This window comes from Cylindrospermopsis sp. CR12, assembly GCF_001432185.1.
Classification (GTDB): Bacteria; Cyanobacteriota; Cyanobacteriia; order Cyanobacteriales; family Nostocaceae; genus Raphidiopsis; species Raphidiopsis raciborskii.
Genome location: NZ_LMVE01000016.1, coordinates 1 through 23,392, shown reverse-complemented (window position 1 = coordinate 23,392; position 23,392 = coordinate 1). Strand labels below are relative to the sequence as shown.

Sequence of the window (23,392 nt, the reverse complement as noted above, 5' to 3'; positions counted from 1 at the left end):
GGATATTAGGATATATAAAATATGCACGAATTGGGAATAACTCGTAACATTATTGCCCTGGTCAGCGAAAATGCCCACAAGCATCGAGTTAAGCGGGTGACGTTGGAAATAGGTAAATTATCTGCCATAATGCCAGATGCGATAGAATTCTGTTTCGATATCTGTGCCCAGGGTACAATAGTTGAAGGAGCAAAATTAGAAATTATAGAGATCCCTGGAATGGCCAGATGTCAACAATGTGGTGTCACATTTACGGTAGATAAACCTTTTGGAATCTGTCCCTGTGGTAGTGTACAGTTGGATTTAATTACAGGTCAGGAATTAAAAATTAAGGAAATAGAAGTGGAGGAATTATGTGTGTAACCTGCGGATGTGATAGCAATCAAGAAGCCAGAATTACTAATATGAATACCCCTCCTGTAAATGGGGATTATCATACCCATACCCTAGCTGATGGAACCCTAATTAGCCATTCCCATATTCATGAACATCATCACCAACATGACCAATCTCCAGCAAATATTCATGCTAAAATTCACCACACAACCATATCACTAGAACAGGAAATTCTAGGCAAAAATAATTTAATAGCTGCTCAAAATAGAGGGTGGTTTAAAGGGCGAAATATCCTAGCTCTCAACCTGATGAGTTCTCCAGGTGCAGGTAAAACTACTCTGTTAACTCGCACAATTAATGACTTAAAACACAAGTTAAATATTAGTGTGATCGAAGGAGATCAGGAAACCACTAACGATGCACAAAAAATTCAATCCACAGGTTGCAAGGTAATACAAATAAATACGGGTACAGGTTGTCATTTAGATGCAGCTATGATAGAAAGGGGAATACAGGAACTTCAACCTCCCTTGGATTCTGTATTGATGATAGAGAATGTGGGCAATTTAGTCTGTCCCGCATTATTTGACCTGGGGGAGCAGACTAAAGTTGTTATTCTCTCGGTTACAGAAGGGGAAGATAAACCCATGAAATACCCCCACATCTTTCGTCTCAGTGATGTTATGATCCTGACTAAAATAGATTTATTGCCCTATTTACAGTTTGATGTGGAAAAATGTATTGACTATGCGAAAAAGGTTAATCCCCACATTCGGGTTTATCAAGTTTCTGCTACCACTGGTGCAGGCTTAGATGATTGGTATGGCTTTTTGTCTCATCACACCCTCGCTCCTTCCTTTAAGAATGCCCTTGGGTCGCCTTCAACATGTGATAGGTAACTATCAATTGTGTTATTGCCAATGGATAACTTTGCAAAGTTTCCCCAGTTGTGCCAGCAATCTTACCCAGTTCAGGATTAATTTCGCGATCGCACACATTTCTAAGATAGGGCATATCATTACACATAACATGCTCTATTTTATTAACCTGTTCTAAAGTTGCGTGTCCATCAACTTCTAACACGTCAACTGGTTTACCCATATCCCTATCCAGTCCCAAACGCACAGGTGATTCTGAGTCATCATTATCTGGATGAAGAATTTGAGTAAAATCAGGATGGGGAATAGTAGGGCGCAAGATTAACCGGACATTAAGATGTCCACCATTTTCTGTTTCATTGTCATTGGGGGGATAGAAGGTAACTACAATATCAGACCATTGACGTTGAGGACGAATAAACTGTTCTGAATCTGGTTCCCGCTTTTCTAATTCTGCTAACACTTGTTCTTTGGTATAACCCCGCTTTTGGGTATCCCTTTTAATCTTCCAATCAGCTCGTAGAGATTCTGGAGGAGCTAGATAGACTTTGACATCATAAGCGTCACGTGCAGCACGGGTAGAATAGCCCAGTAACCCTTCAATAATGACAAACTTATTGGGTTTAATGTATTGAGGTGGTTCAAAGGTTCCTGTTTTATGACTATAGACTGGTTTGAGAATAGGTTGACCCGTGCGTAAAAGAGCCAAATGTTGTTGCATAATGTCCAGATGGTTACAGTCTGGATGGAGAGCAGTAATGCCAGTTTCTGCCCTTTGCTGACGGTCATACCGGTGATAATCATCAGTACAGATGAGAGTTACATTTTCTGGTCCTAGCACCTGGGCTATACCCTTAGTGAGGGTAGTTTTTCCTGCAGCGCTATCACCGACAATACCGAGAATAATTGGACGACTCATCTTTACCCCCTTAAATACAAACCGCTGATGATATCACATAATAACACCTGGCTCTCCAAGAACATTTTTTAGATTATAAGTTTAAACCTGGGAACCAAGATCAATTTTTTGCATCACCGCAACATTTCTCAACATATTCCGCTCCCAGTGAACAAAAGATATAATGGTCAAAAATCGCTCTCACACCATACCATGATAAAGCAAACCTTGGGTTTAGGAACGGATTTATATAATTACCTCCTGAGAAATTCCCTGCGCGAAGTGGAAATTCTCAGCGAATTACGTCAAGAAACTGCCAAGCTGCCAATGTCCATAATGCAGATCTCCCCAGAGCAGGGACAATTTATGGCACTGCTAATTAAAATCTTAGGAGCAAAAAAGACTTTGGATATAGGAGTATTCACAGGTTACAGTTCCCTGGTAGTAGCTTTGTCTTTACCTGATGATGGCAAAATCATTGCCTGTGATATCAGCGAAGAGTACACTAGTATGGCTCGAATATACTGGCAAAGGGCGGGAGTCGCAGATAAAATTGACCTACAACTAGCTCCAGCATTAGAAACTCTAGATAAACTATTAGTAGCAGGGGAAGCAGGAACCTTTGATTTTGCCTTTATAGATGCAGACAAGGCGAACTATGAAAATTATTATGAGCGATCGCTAGAATTAATTAGACCTGGTGGATTAATTGCGGTAGACAATGTGCTTTGGTCAGGAAGAGTAGCAGATCCAGAAATACAAGACAACCAAACCAGCAAAATTCGTGCATTTAATCAAAAAGTACACCAAGACTCAAGAATCACCCTAAGTCTAGTCCCCATAGCAGATGGATTAACACTGGCGAGAAAAAATTAACAAATCAATATGTTAATCTATCACCTTGAGAGATTCTTGAGGAAAAGAAAATGTCAAAACTGAGGGTGGGGTTATTATTTGGTGGACGTTCTGGAGAACATGAAGTTTCCATAGTTTCAGCAGGAGCAATTGCCAAGGCCTTGACTACGGGAGAGAATAGCCAAAAATATGAGGTGTATCCATTTTACATTCAAAAGGACGGGGTATGGCAAGGGGAGGAAATAGCTAGAAAAGTCTTAGAATCGGGTTCAGCCCAAGAAAATACCCTTACCACGGTCAATTTATGGCAATTTCCTCAGAAATCTCCCCAAATTGATTTGTGGTTTCCCATATTGCACGGACCCAATGGAGAGGATGGAACTATTCAGGGATTACTCACCTTGATGCAAGTGCCTTTTGTGGGGTCTGGAGTTTTGGGATCAGCCATGGGAATGGATAAAATTGCTATGAAAACAGCCTTTGCCCAAGCTGGTCTACCCCAAGTCCAATACCAAACCGTTACTAGAGCGCAAATTTGGTCAAATCCCTGTGTGTTTCCTAAACTGTGCGACCAAATTGAGACCACATTGGGTTATCCTTGCTTTGTTAAACCAGCTAACCTAGGTTCATCCGTAGGTATCGCTAAAGTACGCTCACGTCAAGAACTAGAAACGGCTCTAGATAATGCTGCTACCTATGATAGACGAATTATAGTTGAAGCTGGAGTAGTTGCTAGAGAAGTAGAATGCGCAGTTTTGGGTAATGACCATCCCCAAGCCTCTGTGGTTGGTGAAATCAGTTTTAATAGTGATTTTTACGATTATGAAACCAAATACACCCAGGGAAAAGCTGACCTGTTAATACCCGCACCTCTATCACAAACAGTAGTTGAACAAATTCAAGAAATGTCTCTAAAAGCCTTTGCAGCAGTTGATGCTGCTGGTTTAGCCAGGGTAGATTTCTTCTATGTGGAGTCCACCGGAGAAATATTAATCAACGAAATTAACACCTTGCCAGGATTTACATCCACAAGCATGTATCCCCAACTTTGGGCAAATACCGGAATTAGCTTTCCCCAACTAGTTGACCAATTGATTCAACTAGCAATTGAACGCCAACCAACCTCAGACCGATTGACAAATTGATGGATTGAGGATACAATCGGAGATTGACCATGATTACAAATCAATAGTGCAATCGCCGACGTTATTATAGACGGAGGCGCGATAGAATTTGAAAGGAATAAATTTTGATAAAGGTCTAATGGCAGAAACACTATTTTTCAACGCTCTGCGGGAAGCAATTGACGAAGAAATGTCCCGCGATCCTAGCGTGTTTGTACTAGGCGAGGACGTGGGACACTACGGCGGTTCCTATAAAGTTACCAAAGACCTGTGTAAAAAGTATGGTGATCTGCGAGTCTTGGATACCCCCATCGCTGAAAATAGCTTTACCGGATTAGCTGTAGGTGCAGCTATGACGGGATTAAGACCTATAATCGAAGGTATGAACATGGGCTTTTTGCTCCTAGCATTCAACCAAATTTCCAACAATGCGGGAATGTTACGGTACACATCCGGTGGTAACTTTAAAATCCCCATGGTTATTCGTGGTCCAGGTGGAGTGGGTAGACAATTAGGAGCAGAACACTCCCAAAGACTGGAAGCCTACTTCCAAGCAGTTCCAGGCTTAAAAATTGTTGCTTGCTCCACACCCTATAACGCTAAGGGTCTATTAAAAGCAGCAATCCGGGATGATAATCCAGTGTTATTTTTTGAACACGTTTTGCTTTACAACTTAAAAGAAGATTTGCCTAGGGAAGAATACATCCTCCCCCTAGATAAAGCGGAGATAGTTCGTAAAGGAAAAGATGTAACTATTCTCACATATTCACGGATGCGCTATCATGTAATGCAAGCGGTGAAAACTTTGGAGAAACAGGGATATGATCCAGAAGTTATTGATTTAATTTCTTTGAAGCCTCTTGACTTTGATACCATTGGTGCATCAATTCGCAAAACTCACCGGGTGATAGTGGTGGAAGAGTGTATGAGGACGGGAGGAATTGGAGCAGAACTAACCGCCTCTATCAATGACAGATTGTTTGATGAACTGGATGCACCTGTATTGCGTCTCTCTTCCCAAGATATTCCCACACCTTACAACGGTAACTTAGAAAGGTTAACCATTGTCCAACCAGAACAGGTGGTGGAAGCAGTGGAAAAAATGGTTGCTTTGCGGGTTTAATAGCTTAATTTTCGGGGCTTAATTTTCGGGTTATAAACCGCTAAGATTGAGTATCAGCAAATGCCAAAGATACTCAATCTTCCTTATCTTTTTTATTAATGTAAATTAATTTTAGATCCCTATGCAAAAATACAGATCCGTATTAGCCTTAATCATAATTTTACTTATTGCAGCAATAGCAGTAATTGTTAAAATTCCAGTGCCCTTGGGATTAGACCTGCAAGGGGGTTCTCAGTTAACAATTCAGGTGAAACCAACAGAGCAAATCAAAGAGATTACAGACAGGGAGCTGGAAGCAGTTAAAAAAGTTGTAGAAGGGAGAATTAATGGTTTAGGAGTTTCTGAACCGATCATTCAAACCGTGGGCAAAGATAAGATTCTCGTCCAGTTACCCGGGGTAAATGACCCACAACAAGCAGAAAAGGTACTCGGTGGTACAGCACAATTAGAGTTTCGTCTACAAAAGCCAGATACGGAAACTTTATTACAGAGTTTAAGAGTATCTCAACTGGATATAAAAAGTAAACAAGAAACTTTAAGAAAGGGCAAAGATGAAAACGCCATTGCTGCAAACCAAGCGGAATTAAAGAAAAACTATCAGGCGATCGCGGAGTTATTTGCCAGCACGGATCCACCCCTAACAGGTAAATACCTAAAAGATGCTTATGGAGAGCCTACCCAAGGAAACAATTGGAACGTGGCCCTGCGCTTTGACAATGAAGGTGGGGCCCTATTTGCCGAGTTGACCAAACAATTGGCGGGGACTGGACGAGGGATTGGTATTTTTTTGGACAATGAGTTAATTAGCTCTCCTAGTGTAGGAGTAGAGTTTGCAGCCACTGGCATCACTGGTGGGTCAGCAATTATAACCGGAAGATTTCAAGCGGAAGAAGCAAATAATCTAGGTGTGCAGTTAAGAGGGGGAGCCTTACCCGTACCGGTGGAAATTGCCGAAAGAAGGACAGTAGGTGCTACCCTAGGTCAAGATAGTATTCAAAGTAGTATCTATGCTGGTATTGGAGGGTTAGCTCTGGTTTTAGTCTTTATGGTTTTATACTATAGACTACCAGGATTAATTGCTGATATCTCCCTAATCATTTACGCCATTTTAACCTGGGCCACATTCTCTTTGTTAGGAGTTACCCTTACCCTACCCGGTATAGCAGGGTTTATCCTGAGTATTGGTATGGCAGTAGATGCTAATGTACTAATTTTTGAGCGTACACGAGAGGAGTTAAGATCTGGTAAAACTCTTTATAGATCTGTCGAATCTGGTTTTTACCGAGCATTTTCCAGCATTTTAGATAGCAATGTTACCACCTGGATTGCTTGTGCAGCCTTATTTTGGTTAGGTTCCGGATTGGTGAAAGGATTTGCTCTCACTTTAGCATTGGGGGTTGGGGTTAGCATGTTTACCGCCATTACCTGTAGTCGCACTCTTATGTTTTTAGCCATATCCTTTCCATCTTGGCGGAAACCGGCTTTGTATTGTCCCAAATTAGCAGATAGGACGGAGATAATTAAATGAGATTACATGTTAACAAATGGCGAAATATCTGGTGGGTTTTTTCATCAGTAATTATTATTAGTGGGATCATATCCATGGTGATTTCTTGGCAAATACCCACGATTAAAGCTCCTTTGCGTCCCGGATTAGATTTCATTGGTGGTACACGGTTACAATTGGTCCGGGATTGTAAACAACCAGGTAATTGCAACCAACCTATAGATATTAACGTGGTGCGAGAAGTTGCCAAAGAACAAGGTTTAGGGGAAAGTAGCATACAGTTAATTTCTGATAATGGCGAACAAAATGGCATCACCATTAGAACAAAAAACTTAGATACGGATCAGCGTGTTAAATTACAAAGTGCCCTAAGCCAAAAAGTTGGTGTTTTCGACCCACAGAAAAACCAAATTGATGATGTAGGTCCAACCCTGGGGAGAGAACTGTTTAGGTCTGGAATTATTGCTTTAATAGTTTCTTTTATTGGGATTACAATTTACCTAGCTGTGAGATTCCAATGGGACTACGCAGTTTTTGCCATAATTGCGCTGTTACATGATATTTTGATTACAGTGGGCATATTTTCCATTTTTGGTTTAGTTTTTGGTATAGAGGTAGATAGTTTATTTATCGTAGCATTGCTGACGATTACGGGATTTTCTGTTAACGATACGGTTGTAATTTATGACCGGATTAGGGAGAATATAAAAACCAGTCCTCACATACCCATTGATAGGATTGTTGATGACGCAGTGGATCAGACATTAAGTAGGTCAATAAATACCACTCTAACTACCATGTTATCATTGGTGGCTATTTTTATATTTGGTGGAGAAACATTGAAGTATTTTTCCCTGGCCTTGATTATTGGTTTTGGGGCGGGTGTGTATTCTAGCATTTTTATTGCCAGTACCCTTTTAACTCTGTGGAGAGAAAGGAGCAGCGTTCAAACCTACACCGAAATAGAAACTTAGGGTTACCCGGGGGAATTATTATCCCCCCAGAAATCATTTCATCCGGAAATCTTTTAACAGAAAAGGCATTATCATACCAGTAGTTAAGCTGCTAATGGTAATAGGAATACATAGGGGAATTGAAGTCTGTGCTAATAGGACTAATAATCCCACACCGAAACTGGAAGCAATGATAGTTTGACGGGTAAAGTATAGGGGATCGCGAAATAATTTCCCCTTGAACAACAGTTTGAGCGAAAACCACCCTAATTCTAACATATTTACTCCTAATAATTACCCAGAAAGTTTAATAGTAGTAATCCTAATATCAAAGTGGGAATTACCCCAGCAGGTGCGAACAAACTGCCAATTATGGCTGCGAATTTAAAACCTAAATCTTTACCTGCAATCATCATTCCCCCCAGGGCACCACCAACCATAGATAAAATAACAGCAATCACTAACCAGGTGGAGATTGTTGCCCAATTGATATCCGTATTTAGGCTAGATATAAATACTCTAACTCCCGCATCGTTTATCATGTTTCCTCCTTGTGATGATATAGCTATAGCAAGATAAGATGAACGTAGGATAGGTTTCATACTTCAACCCATCCTACAAATAATTGTGCCTCCCTACTTAGGCGATCGCAATATTATTATGCAGAATCGCATATTCTCGGGAATATTTTTGGTAATTAAAAACTTTTAGTGCTTTGAGGAATGTAGGATTCGTTAATTTCCTCCCAGTTGAGCATGAGCAGCCAAAATAATTTTTTCTGTTTCCTCCCAACTAATACATTGATCAGTTACGGAGACACCATACTTTAAACCCTCCCGGTTACCGTTGATTGGCTGATTACCTTCATATAAATTTGATTCCAGCATCATACCCACAATAGAGGTATTCCCATCAACTATTTGCCCAATTGCACTTTCTAAGACCCGAGGTTGCAATCTATAGTCTTTATTGGTATTACCATGACTACAATCAATAACGATTCTTGATGGTAAACCTGCTGTTTTCAACTGTTCTTCTACCAATCTCACATTTTGTGGATCATAGTTGGGTTTAGTACCCCCTCGCAAAATTACATGACCATGGGAATTGCCTCGGGTTTCAAATACACTGACCTGTCCTTTTTGATTAATACCTAAAAAATGGTGAGTGCTTTGGGCAGATTTGAGAGCATTCAAGGCCACATTAATATTGCCGTCTGTGCCATTTTTAAAACCTACTGGCATAGAAAGACCACTGGCCATTTCTCGGTGGGTCTGTGATTCTGTGGTTCTTGCTCCAATTGCTGACCAACTCACTAGTTCGCTAATATATTGCGGAATAATTGGATCTAATGCTTCTGTTGCTGTGGGTAGTCCTAATTCTGCTAGTTTTAATAGCAAACTACGAGCAATTAAAATTCCCTTTTCTACTTTGAACGAATCATCCATGTCCGGATCATTAATTAGTCCCTTCCATCCAATAGTGGTTCTGGGCTTTTCAAAGTAAACCCGCATGATTAATAGCAATTTATCATGGACTTTATGTGCTAGGAGTTTTAACTTTTCTGCATATTCTATAGCAGCTTCTGGATCATGAATAGAACAGGGGCCAACTACAATAAATTTTCTGCTGTCTTGAAAATCTAAAATATTCTCTAGTTCTTCTCTATACTGTAAAATCGTGTGCTCAGCGGATTTAGTTAAAGGTAGTTTTTCTTTAACTTGATTAGGAGTTGGTAAAACGTGGGAACTCTTAATGTTGGTGTTGACTAATTTGTTGATCATGATGCAAACTCTGGATGGGTGCCACATCTTTTTGGTGTAGACCAACACTGTACACATTTTTGCCAAAAATTTCAATCCCTCCCCTAATTGCTCCAGTATTTGGTAAACTTAACATAAATAACGGTGTTGCGAGCAAAATAACTATGCCAGCGAATTCCTGGACAGATCAGGACTCCTATACAGCAAATTCTGATGGTCTAGACTCCCTGCTATCTGACCTTTCAGCCCAGGGGAAATCCAAAAATGGGATTAAGGATATTTGCTCCCGCTTTCAAGGACGCAGACCTAAGGCCATTCTGGTCCTAACCATGGTTTGGGGGGGAACTATTGCTTTACATTTAGTTTCCTGGGGTTTTGCTTTTATTCTCGGTCTGACCACTATCTTGGGTGTTCATGCTCTTAGAATCATTTTTGTCAGACCCCGCCACCACCATAAGCAAATACAAGGAGATTTACCCTCTGTATCGGTCTTAGTCTCAGCTAAAAACGAACAGGCAGTTATTGCTAGATTGGTGCACAATCTTTGTAGTCTGGAATATCCCCATGGCGAATATGAGGTGTGGCTTATTGATGACCACAGCACAGACAAAACTTCTGAGATATTAGCACAATTACAGCAAGATTACAAACAACTCAATGTCTTTCGTAGAGATGCTAATGCTACCGGTGGAAAATCTGGGGCGCTAAACCAGGTCTTACCAATGACTAAAGGTGAAATTATTGCCGTATTTGATGCTGATGCCCAAATTAGTCCGGATTTATTGTTACAGGTTATACCCACTTTTCAACGAGAAAAGGTCGGTGCTGTACAAGTTAGAAAGGCGATCGCCAATGCTAAGGAAAATTTTTGGACTAAGGGACAAATGGCGGAAATGGCTCTTGACACCTGGTTCCAACAACAACGCACTGCTATTGGTGGGTTGGGTGAATTGCGGGGTAATGGTCAGTTTGTGCGTCGGGAAGCTCTCAATGGTTGTGGTGGGTGGAATGAGGAAACCATCACTGATGATTTGGATTTAACCATTCGCTTAAATCTAACTGGTTGGGATATAGAATGTATGTTCTATCCACCCGTACTGGAAGAGGGTGTGACCAATGTGGTGGCCCTTTGGCATCAACGTAATCGTTGGGCTGAGGGTGGATACCAGCGTTATTTAGATTACTGGGATCTCATCCTCAAAGGTCGCATGAGAGCAGGTAAAACCGTTGATTTACTGATTTTTATGCTGATTATGTATATTATACCTACAGCAGCAGTACCGGATTTACTTATGTCTCTGATTCGTCATCGTCCTCCTATATTAGCGCCTATTACTAGTTTATCTGTCACTATGTCTTTTATTGGCATGTTCTCTGGTTTAAAGCGCACTCGACAAGATCAGAAAAACTCTAATTATTTTATGCTACTTTTACAAACTATTCGTGGCAGCATTTATATGTTGCACTGGTTAGTGGTTATGAGTAGCACTACAGCTAGGGTGTCACTACGTCCTAAACGCCTCAAGTGGGTTAAGACGGTACATACTGGTTCCCAACATTAATAAAACCTGCATACAGGGTTGGTGGAGAAGGAATTTACTTCAGCGGTAGTTCCTTGGCTTCCATCCCGAAAAACCATAACCTCAAAGTCTGGATGCAAACAGAGCAGCTCCTATTAATCCTACCTGTTCGTTGACAATTATGTGTACGGGGATATTTTGGAGTAGGGAGGTCATGGTACCTCCCTCAACAAAATTTTTCAGGAAGTTGCCATTTTGCATCAGGGGTAAATTTCTAGGAGCTATACCACCAGAAATATATAATCCTCCATAAGGTAATAGTTTTAAAGCAAAATTGTGGGCTTCCGCACCATAACAACTGACAAATATTCTCATTGTTTCTATGGACAGGCGATCGCTGTTATTGAGCGCTGCAGTGCCAATAGCAGCTCCTGGATCAGATCCTCCCTGACCGTTTTCCCAGTTTCTGACAACTTGAGCGATTTCTGGGTTTTCCGCTTCTTGGGTTGTATCTCTGAGGAACTGGTAAATGGAAATTATCCCTAACCCGGAAACCACCCTTTCTATGGAGGAGCGAGCAATCCCATACTTATTGAGAATATATTGTAATAGTCTAAATTCTAATTCATTCCTGGGAGCAAAGTCTCCATGACCACCCTCTGTGGCAAAAACCTGATAATTTTCACCTTGTTGAATTAAAAATGCTTCTCCTAAACCTGTCCCCGCTCCAATTACTCCTATTGGTGCACCGGGTTGGGGTGGGACATCTTGTAGCGTAATTAAATCCTGGCTTTGTAAACCTAAAATGCCATAACCCACAGCTGCAAAATCATTAATCAGAGACACTGTGGGTATATTCAGTTCCTGTGCCAGTCTTTCCCCCTCCAAAAACCAGGAGAGATTAGTTAACTTCACCTTATTGTTTACCACAGGACCTGCGATCGCAAAACAGGCTCTTTCCGGGGCAAATATAGTTCCTGTAGCAGTTTGTCCCGCCTCTAAAAAGCGAATTACAATTGGTACTAAATCATCAAAATCTCCACTACGATAATTGTCCTCATATAAGGTGCGTAAACCCAGGGATGGGGAAAACTCCACTAATCTGAGTCGAGTTCCAGTACCACCTATATCTCCAGCTAGTAATTGCATAAGTGATGTTCTTGTGATTTATTAGTTAGTTTTCCTGTAATACAGCCAATATAATAGGAGTCAGTGGAAAATTCACCAACCATCTGTTTTATAGCAGATTATCTTTTACGATAGGAACAATTTACAATAATGGTTCAAGAACGCACGTTACCCAAATTTGACACCGCTACAGTCCAAATCACTAGAGAAGAGGGGCTGGGACTATACGAGGATATGGTACTAGGACGCTATTTTGAAGATAAATGCGCCGAAATGTACTATCGGGGAAAAATGTTTGGGTTTGTCCATTTATATAATGGACAGGAAGCAGTTTCCAGTGGTATAATCAGGGGTGCAATGCGTCCTGGTGAGGACTTTGTTTCCAGTACCTATCGTGATCACGTACATGCTTTGAGCGCAGGTGTGCCAGCTAGGGAAGTAATGGCGGAATTGTTTGGTAAGGCCACAGGATGTAGCAAAGGGCGTGGTGGTTCCATGCACATGTTTTCTGCTGAACATCGGTTATTGGGTGGTTATGCTTTTGTGGCGGAAGGTATTCCGGTAGCATCTGGAGCAGCCTTTCAAAGTAAATACCGTCGAGAAGTATTAGGAGATGAAAGATCAGATCAAGTAACCGCTTGTTTTTTTGGTGATGGAGCTGCAAACAACGGTCAATTTTTCGAGACCCTAAATATGGCAGCACTGTGGAAACTACCAATTCTGTTTGTAGTAGAAAATAACAAATGGGCAATTGGTATGGCGCACGAACGAGCAACCTCGGATCCAGAAATTTACAAAAAAGCCAGTGTGTTTAACATGGTAGGAGTAGAAGTAGATGGTATGGATGTTTTAGCAGTGCGTCAAGTTGCCCAAGAAGCAGTAGCTAGAGCCCGTGCGGGGGAAGGACCAACTTTAATTGAGGCCCTTACCTATCGTTTCCGTGGTCACTCCCTAGCTGATCCTGATGAATTGCGTAGTAAAGAAGAAAAGGAGTTTTGGTTTTCTCGCGATCCCATTAAAAAGTTAGGTGCTTATTTAGTGGAGCATAATTTAGCGGTAGAATCAGATCTAAAACAGATTGAGAAGAAAATACAGAGTTTAATTGAGGATGCAGTCCGTTTTGCCCAGGAGAGTCCTGAGCCTGATTCTAGTGAGTTATATCGCTTCATTTTTGCTGAAGACGAGTAGAAGCGTAGAGAGTACCTCCCTGGTTTCCAAAACCAGGGAGGCTAAATATTGTGACCTCAATGATCTCAATCGCCTCTAAACATGGCAAAATAGGGAGTTGTAATCGAAAAAAATATTGTTAAGGTAATTTTTAGTGACTTCAACTGCTCAATCTAAGACAAGTACACGCCGCGTAGTCTTCCCATTCGCCGCCATTGTTGGTCAGGAAGAAATGAAACTAGCCCTATTGCTCAACGTAATTGACCCCAAAATCGGTGGCGTAATGATTATGGGCGATCGCGGTACTGGTAAATCTACCACAATTCGGGCTTTAGCGGATTTATTGCCAGAGATTCCTGTAGTGGCTAATGATCCCTTTAACAGTGATCCTAGCGATCCGGACTTGATGAGTGATGAAGTACGTCAACAAGTAGCCGAAGGTTTAGAAATTGCCATTGGTCATAAAAAGGTGCAAATGGTGGATTTACCACTGGGTGCAACGGAAGACCGAGTTTGTGGTACCATTGACATTGAAAAAGCTTTATCCGAAGGTGTGAAAGCGTTTGAACCGGGTTTATTAGCCAAAGCCAATAGGGGTATTCTCTATGTGGATGAAGTCAACCTATTAGATGACCACTTAGTGGATGTACTGCTTGATTCTGCTGCTAGTGGTTGGAATACGGTGGAACGGGAAGGCATTTCCATTCGTCATCCAGCGCGATTTGTGTTGGTTGGTTCAGGAAACCCAGAGGAAGGAGAACTGCGTCCCCAGCTACTTGACCGGTTTGGGATGCACGCAGAAATTCACACTGTCAAAGAACCTGCGTTGCGGGTGCAAATTGTGGAACAACGCTCAGAATTTGATCAAAATCCGGCTCAATTTCTGGATAATTATCAATTTCAGCAAGAGTTATTACAGCAGCAAATTGTCAGTGCACAGGAGCTATTGCCAAGTGTAAATATTGATTATGATATGCGAGTCAAAATTTCCGAAGTTTGTTCACAGTTAGATGTGGATGGGCTAAGGGGAGACATTGTGACTAATCGTGCAGCTAAGGCTTTAACTGCATTTGAAGGACGGACGGAAGTTACAGTTGAAGATATTCGTCGAGTCATTACGTTGTGCCTACGTCATCGTTTACGTAAAGACCCTTTAGAGTCTATTGATTCTGGCTATAAAGTAGAAAAGGCTTTTGCTCGTGTTTTTGGCGTGGAACTACCGGAGGATGTAGCAGGCAAAAATGGCACCAAAACTGGAGTTCGTTGATGAGTTAGGGTTGTGGGTGTAATTTGTCCCCTTGCAGATGGTTAGAGCTATAAACTATAATGAGAGTTAAAGGTAGCGCATCAAAACTATAAAGAATGGAATTGGAAGAGAGATCATCAAAACAAGAAGATTGCGATCAAACAACACTCCCAAGCAGGCTATAGGAAATGACACAAATGAAAGCAAATTCAGAACCATCCACAGATAAAACCTTAGACAGAGATTGTACAACCCTGTCTCGTCATATTCTGCAACAGATGGAAAGCTTTGACTCCCAAGCCCAAGACCTAAGTGCCCTAATGAATCGGATTGCTTTAGCAGGTAAACTAATCGCTCGTAGATTCACCCGTGCGGGATTAATGGAGGATGTTTTAGGTTTTACGGGGGAAACCAATATCCAAGGTGAAACCGTCAAAAAAATGGACATCTATGCCAACGAAGTATTTATATCCGTATTCAAGCAAAGTGGACTAGTTTGTCGTCTTGCTTCCGAAGAGATGGAAAAACCCTATTACATTCCAGAAAACTGCCCAATTGGACGTTACACCCTATTATATGATCCCATTGATGGTTCATCCAACACCGACATCAACTTGAGCTTGGGTTCAATTTTTTCCATTCGACAACAGGAAGGAACAGACTTAGACGGTGAAGCAAAAGACCTCTTAAACCATGGTAGAAAACAACTGGCAGCTGGATATATACTATACGGACCCAGTACCATGTTGGTATATAGTATAGGTAAAGGGGTACATTTTTTCACCTTAGATCCCAGTTTAGGAGAGTTTATTCTCACAGAAGAAAAAGTAAAAATTCCCCAACATGGGCCTGTATATAGTGTAAACGAAGGCAACTTTTGGCAATGGGAGGAACCATTTAGGGAATATATTCGCTACGTTCACCGCACGGAAGGCTATACAGCACGTTATAGTGGGGCTATGGTTAGTGATATTCATCGGATACTAGTACAAGGTGGTGTATTTCTGTATCCTGGGACATTACAAAAACCAGAAGGTAAGTTAAGATTATTATATGAAAATGCACCCTTAGCATTTCTGATAGAACAAGCGGGAGGTCGTGCTAGTAATGGAAAAATAGACATCTTGGACTTAGTGCCAACCAAATTACACCAACGAACACCGCTAATTATCGGTAGTAAAGACGACGTAGCCAAAGTAGAGTCATTTTTAGGGAAGGATTTAGGACAGAAAGCTGCCAATTCCTAACCTAGAAAATATGAAAGTTGATAGGGATCTAAAACTATTCCAGTCCCGTATGAACTCTTTAAAAGAGAAAATCAAGATATTGTCACCAGTATAGGTATTGTTAATGGAAGGGTACGGCCAGGAAATCTGGTTGGTGTAACCATTACATTAAGAATTACCTGATGTCAAATTAAAAATCTCAACAAAATCTCAACCCTCAAATCCCTATGGTCAGTTTGTTAGAAAATCCCTTGCGCGTTGGGTTACAACAACAGGGGATGGCAGAACCCCAAATTATTGTGATTTTTGGTGCTTCCGGTGATTTAACCTGGCGTAAACTTGTTCCTGCTCTGTTCAAACTCCGTCGAGAAAGACGCATTCCCCCAGAAACCACCATTGTGGGTGTGGCCCGTCGTGACTGGAGTCATAACTATTTTCGGGAACAGATGGAAAAAGGTATGCGAGAAGCCCATCCTAAAGTGGAATTAGGAGAGCTTTGGCAGGACTTTTGTCAAGGTTTATTCTACTGTGCAGGTGATATAGACAATCCAGAAGGTTATCAAAAACTGAAAAATTTCCTTGCCGAACTTGATCCCCAACGGGGAACAAGGGGGAATCGGATGTTTTACCTTTCGGTTGCTCCCAATTTTTTCCCAGAAGCAATTAAGCAATTGGGGGGAGCGGGAATGTTAGAAGACCCATACAAACACCGTCTAGTGATTGAAAAACCCTTTGGTAGGGATTTAGCATCAGCACAAAGCCTGAACCAAGTAGTACAAAAGGTTTGTAAAGAAAACCAGGTCTACCGTATTGACCACTATTTGGGCAAGGAAACTGTTCAAAATTTACTAGTGTTCCGATTTGCCAATGCTATCTTTGAACCTCTGTGGAATAGGCAATTTGTGGATCATGTGCAGATCACCGTTGCTGAAACCGTAGGTGTGGAAGATCGGGCAGGATACTACGAGAAGTCCGGAGCCTTACGGGATATGCTGCAAAATCACCTAATGCAGCTTTATTGTTTGACAGCTATGGAAGCACCTAATTCCATGGATGCGGATAGTATTCGCACGGAAAAAGTAAAGGTGTTACAAGCTACTAGATTGGCTGATGTTAATAACTTATCCCGTTCTGCTATTCGGGGACAATATAGTGGGGGGTGGATGAAAGGACAACCAGTTGCTGGTTACCGGGAGGAACCGGGGGTGGATCCTAACTCAACAACACCTACTTACGTAGCCATGAAATTTGTGGTGGATAACTGGAGATGGCAAGGAGTACCTTTTTACCTGCGAACTGGTAAAAGGATGCCCAAAAAAGTGAGTGAAATTTCCATTCATTTTCGGGAAGTTCCTTCCAGAATGTTCCCTTCTGCGGCCTTGCAAGCAAATGCTAATATTTTAACCATGCGGATCCAACCCAATGAGGGTATTTCCTTACGTTTTGATGTAAAAATGCCTGGTGGAGATTTCCGCACTCGTTCTGTGGATATGGATTTCACTTACGGTTCTTTTGGTATAGAAGCCACATCAGATGCTTATGACCGACTCTTTTTAGACTGTATGATGGGGGATCAAACCCTATTTACTCGTTCAGACGAAGTGGAAGCAGCTTGGCGTGTAGTAACACCTGCGCTTTCCGTATGGGACTTACCATCAGATCCTGATACCGTGCCTCAATACGAAGCAGGTACTTGGGAACCAGCAGAAGCAGAATTACTGATTAATCAAGATGGTCGTCGTTGGCGCAGACTCTAGAATCACAGATCCAAACAGACAAGTGCAAAAATATGGTAACTGAAACTTCTACAATTTATTCCCTGCAAGCACCTAAAGACATTTCCGTGACGGATATTGAAAATGAACTGGCTCAGATTTGGCAAAGTTACGGTATTCAGGGTGAAAATGGAACTTTACCAGCAGCTATTCGTGCTACCACGTTTACTTTAGTGGTGTATGAGCCAGAAGAAACCCAATATCTATTGGCAGCAACTGGTTTTTATACTGGTCCAATTGATGGTATTTTGGGACCTCACACCAAAACTTCTATTCGAGAGGTGCAGAAAAAACACGGTCTGTCGGAAACTGGTATTCCCACATCAGAAACCATTAGTGTCTTACGGAAAGAATATTTCAAACTTCAGCATAGTGGAGAACACGGAGACAGTCATGGTGCGGCCATGGGTTATACTCACAGTCCTACCAGTCCCACCATTGCTGATGAAATCGCCTTGCGTAACCCTTGTCGAATTATTACTTTATGTCCCATCGCAGGGGAAGATGAAGGGGTAAAAGCACAGGTTTCTGCTTATTGTCCCATTCAAAAACAAAGTTCCAGCACCCTGGTTTGTTGTGAATATATCACTCTCACGGGAACTACCACGGCGCTGGAACGAATTGGTGGCATGATCCCAGCTTTATTAATTGGCGGATTGCCCAAGTTTTTATGGTGGAAAGCTACTCCTGACTCCCAAAACCCTCTATTTAAGAGATTAGCAGCAGTTTGTAATAATGTAATTGTTGATTCCTGTAACTTTAATTCTCCTGAAAAGGATTTATTAACTCTACAGGATTTAGCAGATACGGGTGTACCACTGGCTGACTTAAATTGGCGGAGACTTTCTGCATGGCAGGAACTAACCGCTGAAGCTTATGATGCGCCTCAACGTAGGGCAGCTTTAAGGCAAGTTGATCGGGTGAATATTGATTATGAAAAGGGTAATCCCGCTCAAGCCCTATTATTTTTGGGTTGGTTAGCCAGTCGTTTAGAATGGGAACCGGTTTCTTACCAGAAGGAATCGGGGGACTATGACATTACCAATATTGTTTTTGTATCTAAGGATCAAAGACAAATAGCAGCTGAGTTGGCGGGTGTTCCAGTTGCTGATATTGGCGAAATCGTAGGTGATTTAATTGCTCTACGATTAAGTTCCTCTAATACTGAAGCTAATTGTGGTACAGTGATTTGTACGGAAACTGGTGGATGTATGAGAATGGAAACTCAGGGTGGAGCTCAAAGTGCTGGATTGTTTCAACAGGTTAATTCCCTTGCAGAACAAAAACCAGAGTTCTTATTAAGTCAACAAGTGCAACGTTGGGGCCGTGAAGCTTTGTTTGAAGAAAGTTTACAGGTAATTACCAAAACCATGAAGTTGCTTTAGTTACACTAGTTTTCTAACCAGTATTAACCATAGGGAAAATACTGGTTAAAGAGAGCTAATTCTATTGCGTAATTCAATCAAATCGGGTACGGATTAATATCAAGGTAATTCAACGCCCAATCAAAAAAATTGTCCAGACCAATGTATTCAGCTTTCTTGCGTTGCATAGCTTTTTGAATATCTTTACCATGAAACCAAATCAAGTATTGCTTCTGTGTCCAAAATTCCTCTTGGGCAAACTGCTTTTGATATGCAGCTAAACTGTATTCAAAAACTTCCGGTGTGATATTCTCAACTTCTCGTTGAAACTGATTAACTAATGATACAGCTTGAACCTTACAGTCTTGAAGAGTTAGTGATGAGGGCAGTTTACCACTACTACCTGTCCATGTTGTTTTGAGTTGATGCCGAGCTGCACTTGATTGCAACAATTCAGCTAAAGCCCATCTTACTGTTTGATAGTGTTGGAGAGTTTTTGCAGCTTCTTGAATCCATTCTGAAATCGCATCAACCCCTGGTGAATCTTTATGTCCCCATTTAGAAATAGGGTTTTCCCGTTGTTCCAGATGTTTTGCGTGCCAATAATTGTGAATTAAGTCAGCATTGATTAAATAATTTTCCACACAAGCACGATGGGTGAGCAACATGGAGTTAAGTAGTATCAACTCAATCTTACTAGTAGGTTTAGCATCAAAATCACGGTCACGAAAAATGATGTATTGTTGATTTGTTGCTTCCTCTCTGGAAAAATAACCTTGAACAAAAGCAGAAAGGGTAAATTTACTACCAGCAGGAACAATTGTGGACTTATTTGTTAAGATGTTCCCAACAACTCTATTAAGCAGTCTAATATCTAAGCTACTTTGCTTCCCTTCACAAAAAATAATTTTTTCACCAACAATACTCACAACTATACCTCTAGTCTTATAATATATGCTTCAGGTATTAACTGCTTCACGTAATCAGAGTGAGTTGTAATAATAAACTGATTGTTTGTACCTAACTTGGGTAAAGCTCTAAGCAGTGCTTGTTGCATTGGAGGATGTAAATGTAATTCAATTTCATCAATTAAAATCACAGAGTTGTGAATATTCCAACTAGCAAAGTCCATTAATATGGGAAAAATAGCACGTTCACCACCAGACATCTCGGAAATTTCATACTGATTTCTACTGTCACATAAGTAAAACCATGGTTCACTTAATATATCATCCACGTTCTCCCGGGAAACTGGACCTTGAAAACTGCGTTCTGGAAATACTGCTTTGTAAGCACGTTCTATTTCTGCGTATAAATCCTTCTGTCCTGGACGTAAGTTGGTAATTTTACGCATTTCTACATCCTGATGGAATTGTCGCCACTTAGAAAGGCGATCTCGCAACAGGTCTTCAGTAATTTCCAGTTTACGATCTGGGTTTTCCGTGGTTAAACTGGTTGATGTTCTCTGTTCTGTGTACCAAAGAATCGTACCCACTCTTTCAAATACTGAAAACCCTTCAGCGCGGAGTAGTTGTTTAGCATATTCTCGCCCTCTAAATTGAAATAATTGCGCTGCACTATCTGCTTGAACACCCCCGTTTCGCCACCTAAGTGTAACAATATGCTGTTGTTGAGCAGAGGTCTGCAAATCATGCCCCATTTTGCGCAATTTCTGTTGAAAATCCTGCACAGCTTGAAGTTCACTGGATGAGAACTGCACCTCTATGGTCACATCAGGTTCAAGTGTGCCCCAACTACTTCCCAGCAGTTCATAGTTAAATCCCGCCCATTCTAAATCGGATGGTTTTTTTAATCTTCCAGTTGCAGTACCTACAGTTGCAGCGATTACCTGTAAAAGACTGGTTTTTCCAGCACCGTTCATACCTATAAGAACAATAATATCTCGCGCCAAACCGGTTTCTGGATCTGTGAAATCAAATGTAGAAGACCGAAATTTTTTAAAAGATCTTAGGTCTAAGGATTGAATTTTCATGGGAAATTATAGGTTTGAAACCTCATCCTATCAGGAGGGCTTTAAATTTGAGACAATTCTTGCCATAATATAATATTGAGCGGAATGTGAGATGAGATATAAATAAATTTCGGACATTTGATAATTAGTTCCATGAATCTTGAACAAAAAGATCCTTGTTTTGAAAGGTTGCTCACTTACATTAGACAAAATCGAGGTTTTGATTTTACCGGTTATAAACGATCTACCTTAGTTCGGAGAGTAACTAAACGCATTCAAGCACTAAATATAGACAACTTTATAGACTATATGGACTATCTGGAAGTTGATCCAGAAGAATTTCATAGTCTGTTTAATACCATTTTAATCAATGTAACTGATTTTTTTCGGGATGTTTCAGCGTGGGATCACCTGGGAAATCAAGTGATCCCTAATATTATTAAAAGCAAAAAAAAGAATGAACAAATTCGTATATGGTGTGCTGGTTGTGCTTCCGGAGAAGAAGCTTATACCCTAGCTATACTGATGGCTGAAAATCTGGGTGCAGAAGATTTTCGTCAGCGAGTAAAAATTTATGCTACAGATATAGATGAAGAAGCCCTTAATCAGGCTCGACAGGCTTTATTCCCTGTTAAAAGTGTTGAATCCGTACCTAGAAAATTCCGTGATAAGTATTTTGATTTGACGGGAAATAATTATATTTTTCGTCAGGATTTACGCCGTTCTGTGATTTTTGGCAGGCACAATTTATTTATTGATGCCCCTATTTCTCGCTTAGACTTATTAGTATGTCGTAATACATTAATGTATTTCAATTCTGAGATCCAGGGTCGTATTATGGCTAGATTTCATTTCGCCTTGAATGATACTGGTTATCTGTTTTTAGGAAAGGCAGAAATGTTGTTAATGTATTCTAGTTTGTTTATGCCTGTAGATCTAAAAAATAGAGTATTTACTAAGTTATCATCAACAAATATACGCGATCGCCTGCTAGTTATGGCCAACTCGGTAGATGATGAATCCAGTCGTCAGTTATCTCAAAACATTCGTCTGCGAGATTTAGCTTTTGAGTCAGCACCTGTAGCGGAAATAGTGATTGATATCAATGGTTTATTAATCATTATTAATGAAGCAGCTCGCAATTTGTTTGGCTTGTCAAAAATGGATTTAGAGCGTCAGTTTTATGAGTTGGAGCTTTCCTATCGTCCCATAGAATTGCGTTCTTTAATTGAGCGAGCATATAATGAGCGTCGTCCCATTACTTTAAACAGTATAGAACGCTATGTTCCCAATTCGGAACAACAGTATTTCGATGTGTTAATTACCCCGTTGCAAGAGGATGATTTGAGTCTATTGGGAGTGAGTATTGCTTTTAATGACGTTACTCGTTATGTCGAGCTACAGGAAGCATTACAACGTTCCCGTCAAGATTTGGAAACAACCAATGAAGAACTACAATCTACTAATGAAGAATTAGAAACAACCAATGAGGAACTGCAATCTACCAATGAAGAGCTAGAAACTACTAATGAAGAACTGCAATCCACTAATCAAGAACTAGAAACTATGAATGAAGAGTTGCAGTCTGCCAATGAGGAGCTGCAAACTATTAATCACGAATTAAGCGAACGTACCTTAGAACTGAACCGAAACAATGTTTTTATCAGTTGTATTCTCAAAAGTTTACAAAAAGGCATAGTAGTTATTGACAAAAACTTTAGCATTTTAAACTGGAACGAATTGGTAGAAGACTTATGGGGACTGCGTTATGATGAAGTAATCAATAAATCTCTATTTAGTCTGGATATTAGTTTACCCGTAGAGGAACTGCGATCGCCCATTTTAGATATTCTCTCGGGGAAGACAGATTTCCAAGAAGTGCGCGTAGAATCTACCAATCGTCGAGGTAAAATTATTGAGTGTTATGTAGGTCTAACCCCTCTGATTGATAAAAAAATAGAGGGAGTGGTTTTAATTATGACCGGTTCTCAAGGTTGAGATAATTGAGATAAATTTTTTCCTCACAAGAAAATCGCCGGCACGGAAGCCACTTGGCTTTAGACAGGAAGTGCCAACGGCGAATTTATTCGCCTTGATATTGAACCGTGATGCGGATCTTCAATATACCTTTTAATAACATCTGCTGAAACCTGTCCAGCAGTGGAATAAAAATAACTATTAGTCCATAGGCTAGGAAGTTTAAGTAATTCAGGAAATTTTCGTCTTAACAAGCAAGATGACCGTCCTTTAAAAGCTTTAACCACTTGATTTATAGCAACATCTGGTTGATGTTCTACAAATAAATGAACATGGTGCAACCTCAAGAGCGAGGATATCCCAGTCTTTTTCTTTGGCTAGTTCGTAAATTATCTGTCGAAGGCGTTTAGGTATCTACATAAGATGCACTACTGCATTACCTTTTGAGTGATTTCCTATTCTGTATTCCAGTGTTGTCTTCATATTGTTTTGTGGCTGCTATTGACAAGTAAATCATATCTCAACTATACTTTTGAAATCAACAAACATTGAAGGTCGAACAATGTACGGATGCCAACAA

At 40.7% G+C, this 23,392-nt stretch carries 21 protein-coding genes and 1 pseudogene; 14 read left to right on the top strand and 8 right to left on the bottom strand.

Annotation, left to right across the window (positions count from 1 at the left end; translation table 11 throughout):
• Positions 1-21 precede the first annotated feature (21 nt).
• Positions 22-363, top strand: a complete 342-nt coding sequence (gene hypA, locus ASL19_RS01975) for a hydrogenase maturation nickel metallochaperone HypA (RefSeq protein WP_006276832.1) — start codon at positions 22-24, stop codon at positions 361-363.
• Positions 354-1,235 carry a hydrogenase nickel incorporation protein HypB gene (hypB, locus tag ASL19_RS01970; protein ID WP_057177071.1) on the top strand — a complete coding sequence of 294 codons (882 nt, stop codon included), beginning with the start codon at positions 354-356 and terminating at the stop codon, positions 1,233-1,235. Before hypA ends, hypB begins: the two co-directional genes overlap by 10 nt.
• Here the strand turns inward: hypB and ASL19_RS01965 are convergent.
• Positions 1,195-2,133, bottom strand: coding sequence for a phosphoribulokinase (locus ASL19_RS01965; RefSeq protein ID WP_057177070.1), 939 nt, complete (start codon positions 2,131-2,133; stop codon positions 1,195-1,197). The two genes, hypB and ASL19_RS01965, sit on opposite strands and share 41 nt — an antisense overlap.
• Positions 2,134-2,325: 192 nt before the next feature.
• Between ASL19_RS01965 and ASL19_RS01960 the strand changes: the two genes are divergently transcribed.
• From ASL19_RS01960 to secF, 5 genes are all read left to right on the top strand, one after another.
• Entirely contained in the window at positions 2,326-2,988 is a 663-nt protein-coding gene (locus tag ASL19_RS01960; RefSeq protein ID WP_057177069.1) for a class I SAM-dependent methyltransferase, read from the top strand.
• Between the two features lie 50 nt (positions 2,989-3,038).
• Positions 3,039-4,112, top strand: coding sequence for a D-alanine--D-alanine ligase family protein (locus ASL19_RS01955; RefSeq protein WP_057177068.1), 1,074 nt, complete (start codon positions 3,039-3,041; stop codon positions 4,110-4,112).
• A 118-nt stretch (positions 4,113-4,230) separates the two neighbouring features.
• Positions 4,231-5,214 carry an alpha-ketoacid dehydrogenase subunit beta gene (locus ASL19_RS01950; protein ID WP_006276827.1) on the top strand — a complete coding sequence of 328 codons (984 nt, stop codon included), beginning with the start codon at positions 4,231-4,233 and terminating at the stop codon, positions 5,212-5,214.
• 121 nt (positions 5,215-5,335) lie between these two features.
• A complete protein-coding gene (gene secD, locus ASL19_RS01945) occupies positions 5,336-6,742 on the top strand; it encodes a protein translocase subunit SecD (protein WP_057177067.1) in 1,407 nt (468 codons plus the stop codon).
• Positions 6,739-7,695, top strand: coding sequence for a protein translocase subunit SecF (secF, locus tag ASL19_RS01940; protein ID WP_006276825.1), 957 nt, complete (start codon positions 6,739-6,741; stop codon positions 7,693-7,695). Before secD ends, secF begins: the two co-directional genes overlap by 4 nt.
• Before the next feature lie 33 nt (positions 7,696-7,728).
• Here the strand turns inward: secF and ASL19_RS01935 are convergent, their stop codons facing one another.
• From ASL19_RS01935 to ASL19_RS01925, 3 genes are all read right to left on the bottom strand, one after another.
• The gene (locus ASL19_RS01935) at positions 7,729-7,953 is read right to left on the bottom strand and encodes a hypothetical protein (protein WP_006276824.1); all 225 of its coding nucleotides are present in this window, start codon (positions 7,951-7,953) and stop codon (positions 7,729-7,731) included.
• A gap of 8 nt (positions 7,954-7,961) precedes the next feature.
• On the bottom strand, positions 7,962-8,276 hold the full coding sequence (locus ASL19_RS01930; RefSeq protein WP_369814490.1) for a hypothetical protein: 315 nt from the start codon (positions 8,274-8,276) through the stop codon (positions 7,962-7,964).
• Between the two features lie 132 nt (positions 8,277-8,408).
• Positions 8,409-9,458 (bottom strand): 3-deoxy-7-phosphoheptulonate synthase, encoded by a 1,050-nt coding sequence (locus tag ASL19_RS01925; protein ID WP_057177065.1) that lies wholly within the window; start codon positions 9,456-9,458, stop codon positions 8,409-8,411.
• A gap of 143 nt (positions 9,459-9,601) precedes the next feature.
• On the opposite strand from ASL19_RS01925, the gene ASL19_RS01920 reads away from it, so the two are divergent.
• Complete coding sequence (locus tag ASL19_RS01920; RefSeq protein WP_057177064.1) at positions 9,602-10,999, top strand: glycosyltransferase family 2 protein; 1,398 nt, start codon at positions 9,602-9,604, stop codon at positions 10,997-10,999.
• An 81-nt stretch (positions 11,000-11,080) separates the two neighbouring features.
• On the opposite strand, the gene ASL19_RS01915 is transcribed toward ASL19_RS01920, so the two are convergent.
• Positions 11,081-12,106, bottom strand: coding sequence for a glucokinase (locus ASL19_RS01915; protein ID WP_057177063.1), 1,026 nt, complete (start codon positions 12,104-12,106; stop codon positions 11,081-11,083).
• Positions 12,107-12,235: 129 nt separating this feature from the next.
• Here ASL19_RS01915 and pdhA point away from each other — a divergent pair, with 129 nt between their 5' ends.
• The 5 genes from pdhA (at position 12,236) to opcA (ending at position 18,884) form a co-directional block, all read left to right on the top strand.
• A complete protein-coding gene (gene pdhA, locus ASL19_RS01910) occupies positions 12,236-13,273 on the top strand; it encodes a pyruvate dehydrogenase (acetyl-transferring) E1 component subunit alpha (RefSeq protein WP_057177062.1) in 1,038 nt (345 codons plus the stop codon).
• Positions 13,274-13,406: 133 nt separating this feature from the next.
• Positions 13,407-14,519, top strand: a complete 1,113-nt coding sequence (bchI, locus tag ASL19_RS01905) for a magnesium chelatase ATPase subunit I (RefSeq protein ID WP_057177061.1) — start codon at positions 13,407-13,409, stop codon at positions 14,517-14,519.
• 176 nt (positions 14,520-14,695) lie between these two features.
• On the top strand, positions 14,696-15,745 hold the full coding sequence (gene fbp, locus ASL19_RS01900; protein ID WP_006276816.1) for a class 1 fructose-bisphosphatase: 1,050 nt from the start codon (positions 14,696-14,698) through the stop codon (positions 15,743-15,745).
• A 206-nt stretch (positions 15,746-15,951) separates the two neighbouring features.
• Positions 15,952-17,481: a glucose-6-phosphate dehydrogenase gene (gene zwf / locus ASL19_RS01895; RefSeq protein WP_057177060.1), complete on the top strand. Its 1,530-nt coding sequence runs from the start codon at positions 15,952-15,954 to the stop codon at positions 17,479-17,481.
• Positions 17,482-17,513: 32 nt separating this feature from the next.
• On the top strand, positions 17,514-18,884 hold the full coding sequence (opcA, locus tag ASL19_RS01890; RefSeq protein ID WP_057177059.1) for a glucose-6-phosphate dehydrogenase assembly protein OpcA: 1,371 nt from the start codon (positions 17,514-17,516) through the stop codon (positions 18,882-18,884).
• Positions 18,885-18,961: 77 nt separating this feature from the next.
• Here the strand turns inward: opcA and ASL19_RS01885 are convergent, their stop codons facing one another.
• Positions 18,962-19,792, bottom strand: a complete 831-nt coding sequence (locus ASL19_RS01885; RefSeq protein ID WP_235528906.1) for a DUF4435 domain-containing protein — start codon at positions 19,790-19,792, stop codon at positions 18,962-18,964.
• Between the two features lie 2 nt (positions 19,793-19,794).
• Positions 19,795-20,856, bottom strand: a complete 1,062-nt coding sequence (locus ASL19_RS01880; protein WP_006276812.1) for an AAA family ATPase — start codon at positions 20,854-20,856, stop codon at positions 19,795-19,797.
• Between the two features lie 132 nt (positions 20,857-20,988).
• Between ASL19_RS01880 and ASL19_RS01875 the strand changes: the two genes are divergently transcribed.
• On the top strand, positions 20,989-22,833 hold the full coding sequence (locus tag ASL19_RS01875) for a CheR family methyltransferase (protein ID WP_057177058.1): 1,845 nt from the start codon (positions 20,989-20,991) through the stop codon (positions 22,831-22,833).
• Positions 22,834-22,892: 59 nt separating this feature from the next.
• Here the strand turns inward: ASL19_RS01875 and tnpA are convergent.
• Positions 22,893-23,295: pseudogene (gene tnpA, locus ASL19_RS16485) on the bottom strand (IS200/IS605 family transposase).
• Between the last annotated feature and the right edge of the window lie 97 nt (positions 23,296-23,392).

Excerpts from the sequence above, each read along its gene's own strand:
- hypA (WP_006276832.1), top strand. The coding sequence starts at position 22 with ATGCACGAATTGGGAATAACTCGTAACATTATTGCCCTGGTCAGCGAA.
- hypB (WP_057177071.1), top strand. The coding sequence starts at position 354 with ATGTGTGTAACCTGCGGATGTGATAGCAATCAAGAAGCCAGAATTACT.
- ASL19_RS01965 (WP_057177070.1), bottom strand. The coding sequence starts at position 2,133 with ATGAGTCGTCCAATTATTCTCGGTATTGTCGGTGATAGCGCTGCAGGA.
- ASL19_RS01960 (WP_057177069.1), top strand. The coding sequence starts at position 2,326 with ATGATAAAGCAAACCTTGGGTTTAGGAACGGATTTATATAATTACCTC.
- ASL19_RS01955 (WP_057177068.1), top strand. The coding sequence starts at position 3,039 with ATGTCAAAACTGAGGGTGGGGTTATTATTTGGTGGACGTTCTGGAGAA.
- ASL19_RS01950 (WP_006276827.1), top strand. The coding sequence starts at position 4,231 with ATGGCAGAAACACTATTTTTCAACGCTCTGCGGGAAGCAATTGACGAA.
- secD (WP_057177067.1), top strand. The coding sequence starts at position 5,336 with ATGCAAAAATACAGATCCGTATTAGCCTTAATCATAATTTTACTTATT.
- secF (WP_006276825.1), top strand. The coding sequence starts at position 6,739 with ATGAGATTACATGTTAACAAATGGCGAAATATCTGGTGGGTTTTTTCA.
- ASL19_RS01935 (WP_006276824.1), bottom strand. The coding sequence starts at position 7,953 with ATGTTAGAATTAGGGTGGTTTTCGCTCAAACTGTTGTTCAAGGGGAAA.
- ASL19_RS01930 (WP_369814490.1), bottom strand. The coding sequence starts at position 8,276 with ATGAAACCTATCCTACGTTCATCTTATCTTGCTATAGCTATATCATCA.
- ASL19_RS01925 (WP_057177065.1), bottom strand. The coding sequence starts at position 9,458 with ATGATCAACAAATTAGTCAACACCAACATTAAGAGTTCCCACGTTTTA.
- ASL19_RS01920 (WP_057177064.1), top strand. The coding sequence starts at position 9,602 with ATGCCAGCGAATTCCTGGACAGATCAGGACTCCTATACAGCAAATTCT.
- ASL19_RS01915 (WP_057177063.1), bottom strand. The coding sequence starts at position 12,106 with ATGCAATTACTAGCTGGAGATATAGGTGGTACTGGAACTCGACTCAGA.
- pdhA (WP_057177062.1), top strand. The coding sequence starts at position 12,236 with ATGGTTCAAGAACGCACGTTACCCAAATTTGACACCGCTACAGTCCAA.
- fbp (WP_006276816.1), top strand. The coding sequence starts at position 14,696 with ATGAAAGCAAATTCAGAACCATCCACAGATAAAACCTTAGACAGAGAT.
- zwf (WP_057177060.1), top strand. The coding sequence starts at position 15,952 with ATGGTCAGTTTGTTAGAAAATCCCTTGCGCGTTGGGTTACAACAACAG.
- opcA (WP_057177059.1), top strand. The coding sequence starts at position 17,514 with ATGGTAACTGAAACTTCTACAATTTATTCCCTGCAAGCACCTAAAGAC.
- ASL19_RS01880 (WP_006276812.1), bottom strand. The coding sequence starts at position 20,856 with ATGAAAATTCAATCCTTAGACCTAAGATCTTTTAAAAAATTTCGGTCT.
- ASL19_RS01875 (WP_057177058.1), top strand. The coding sequence starts at position 20,989 with ATGAATCTTGAACAAAAAGATCCTTGTTTTGAAAGGTTGCTCACTTAC.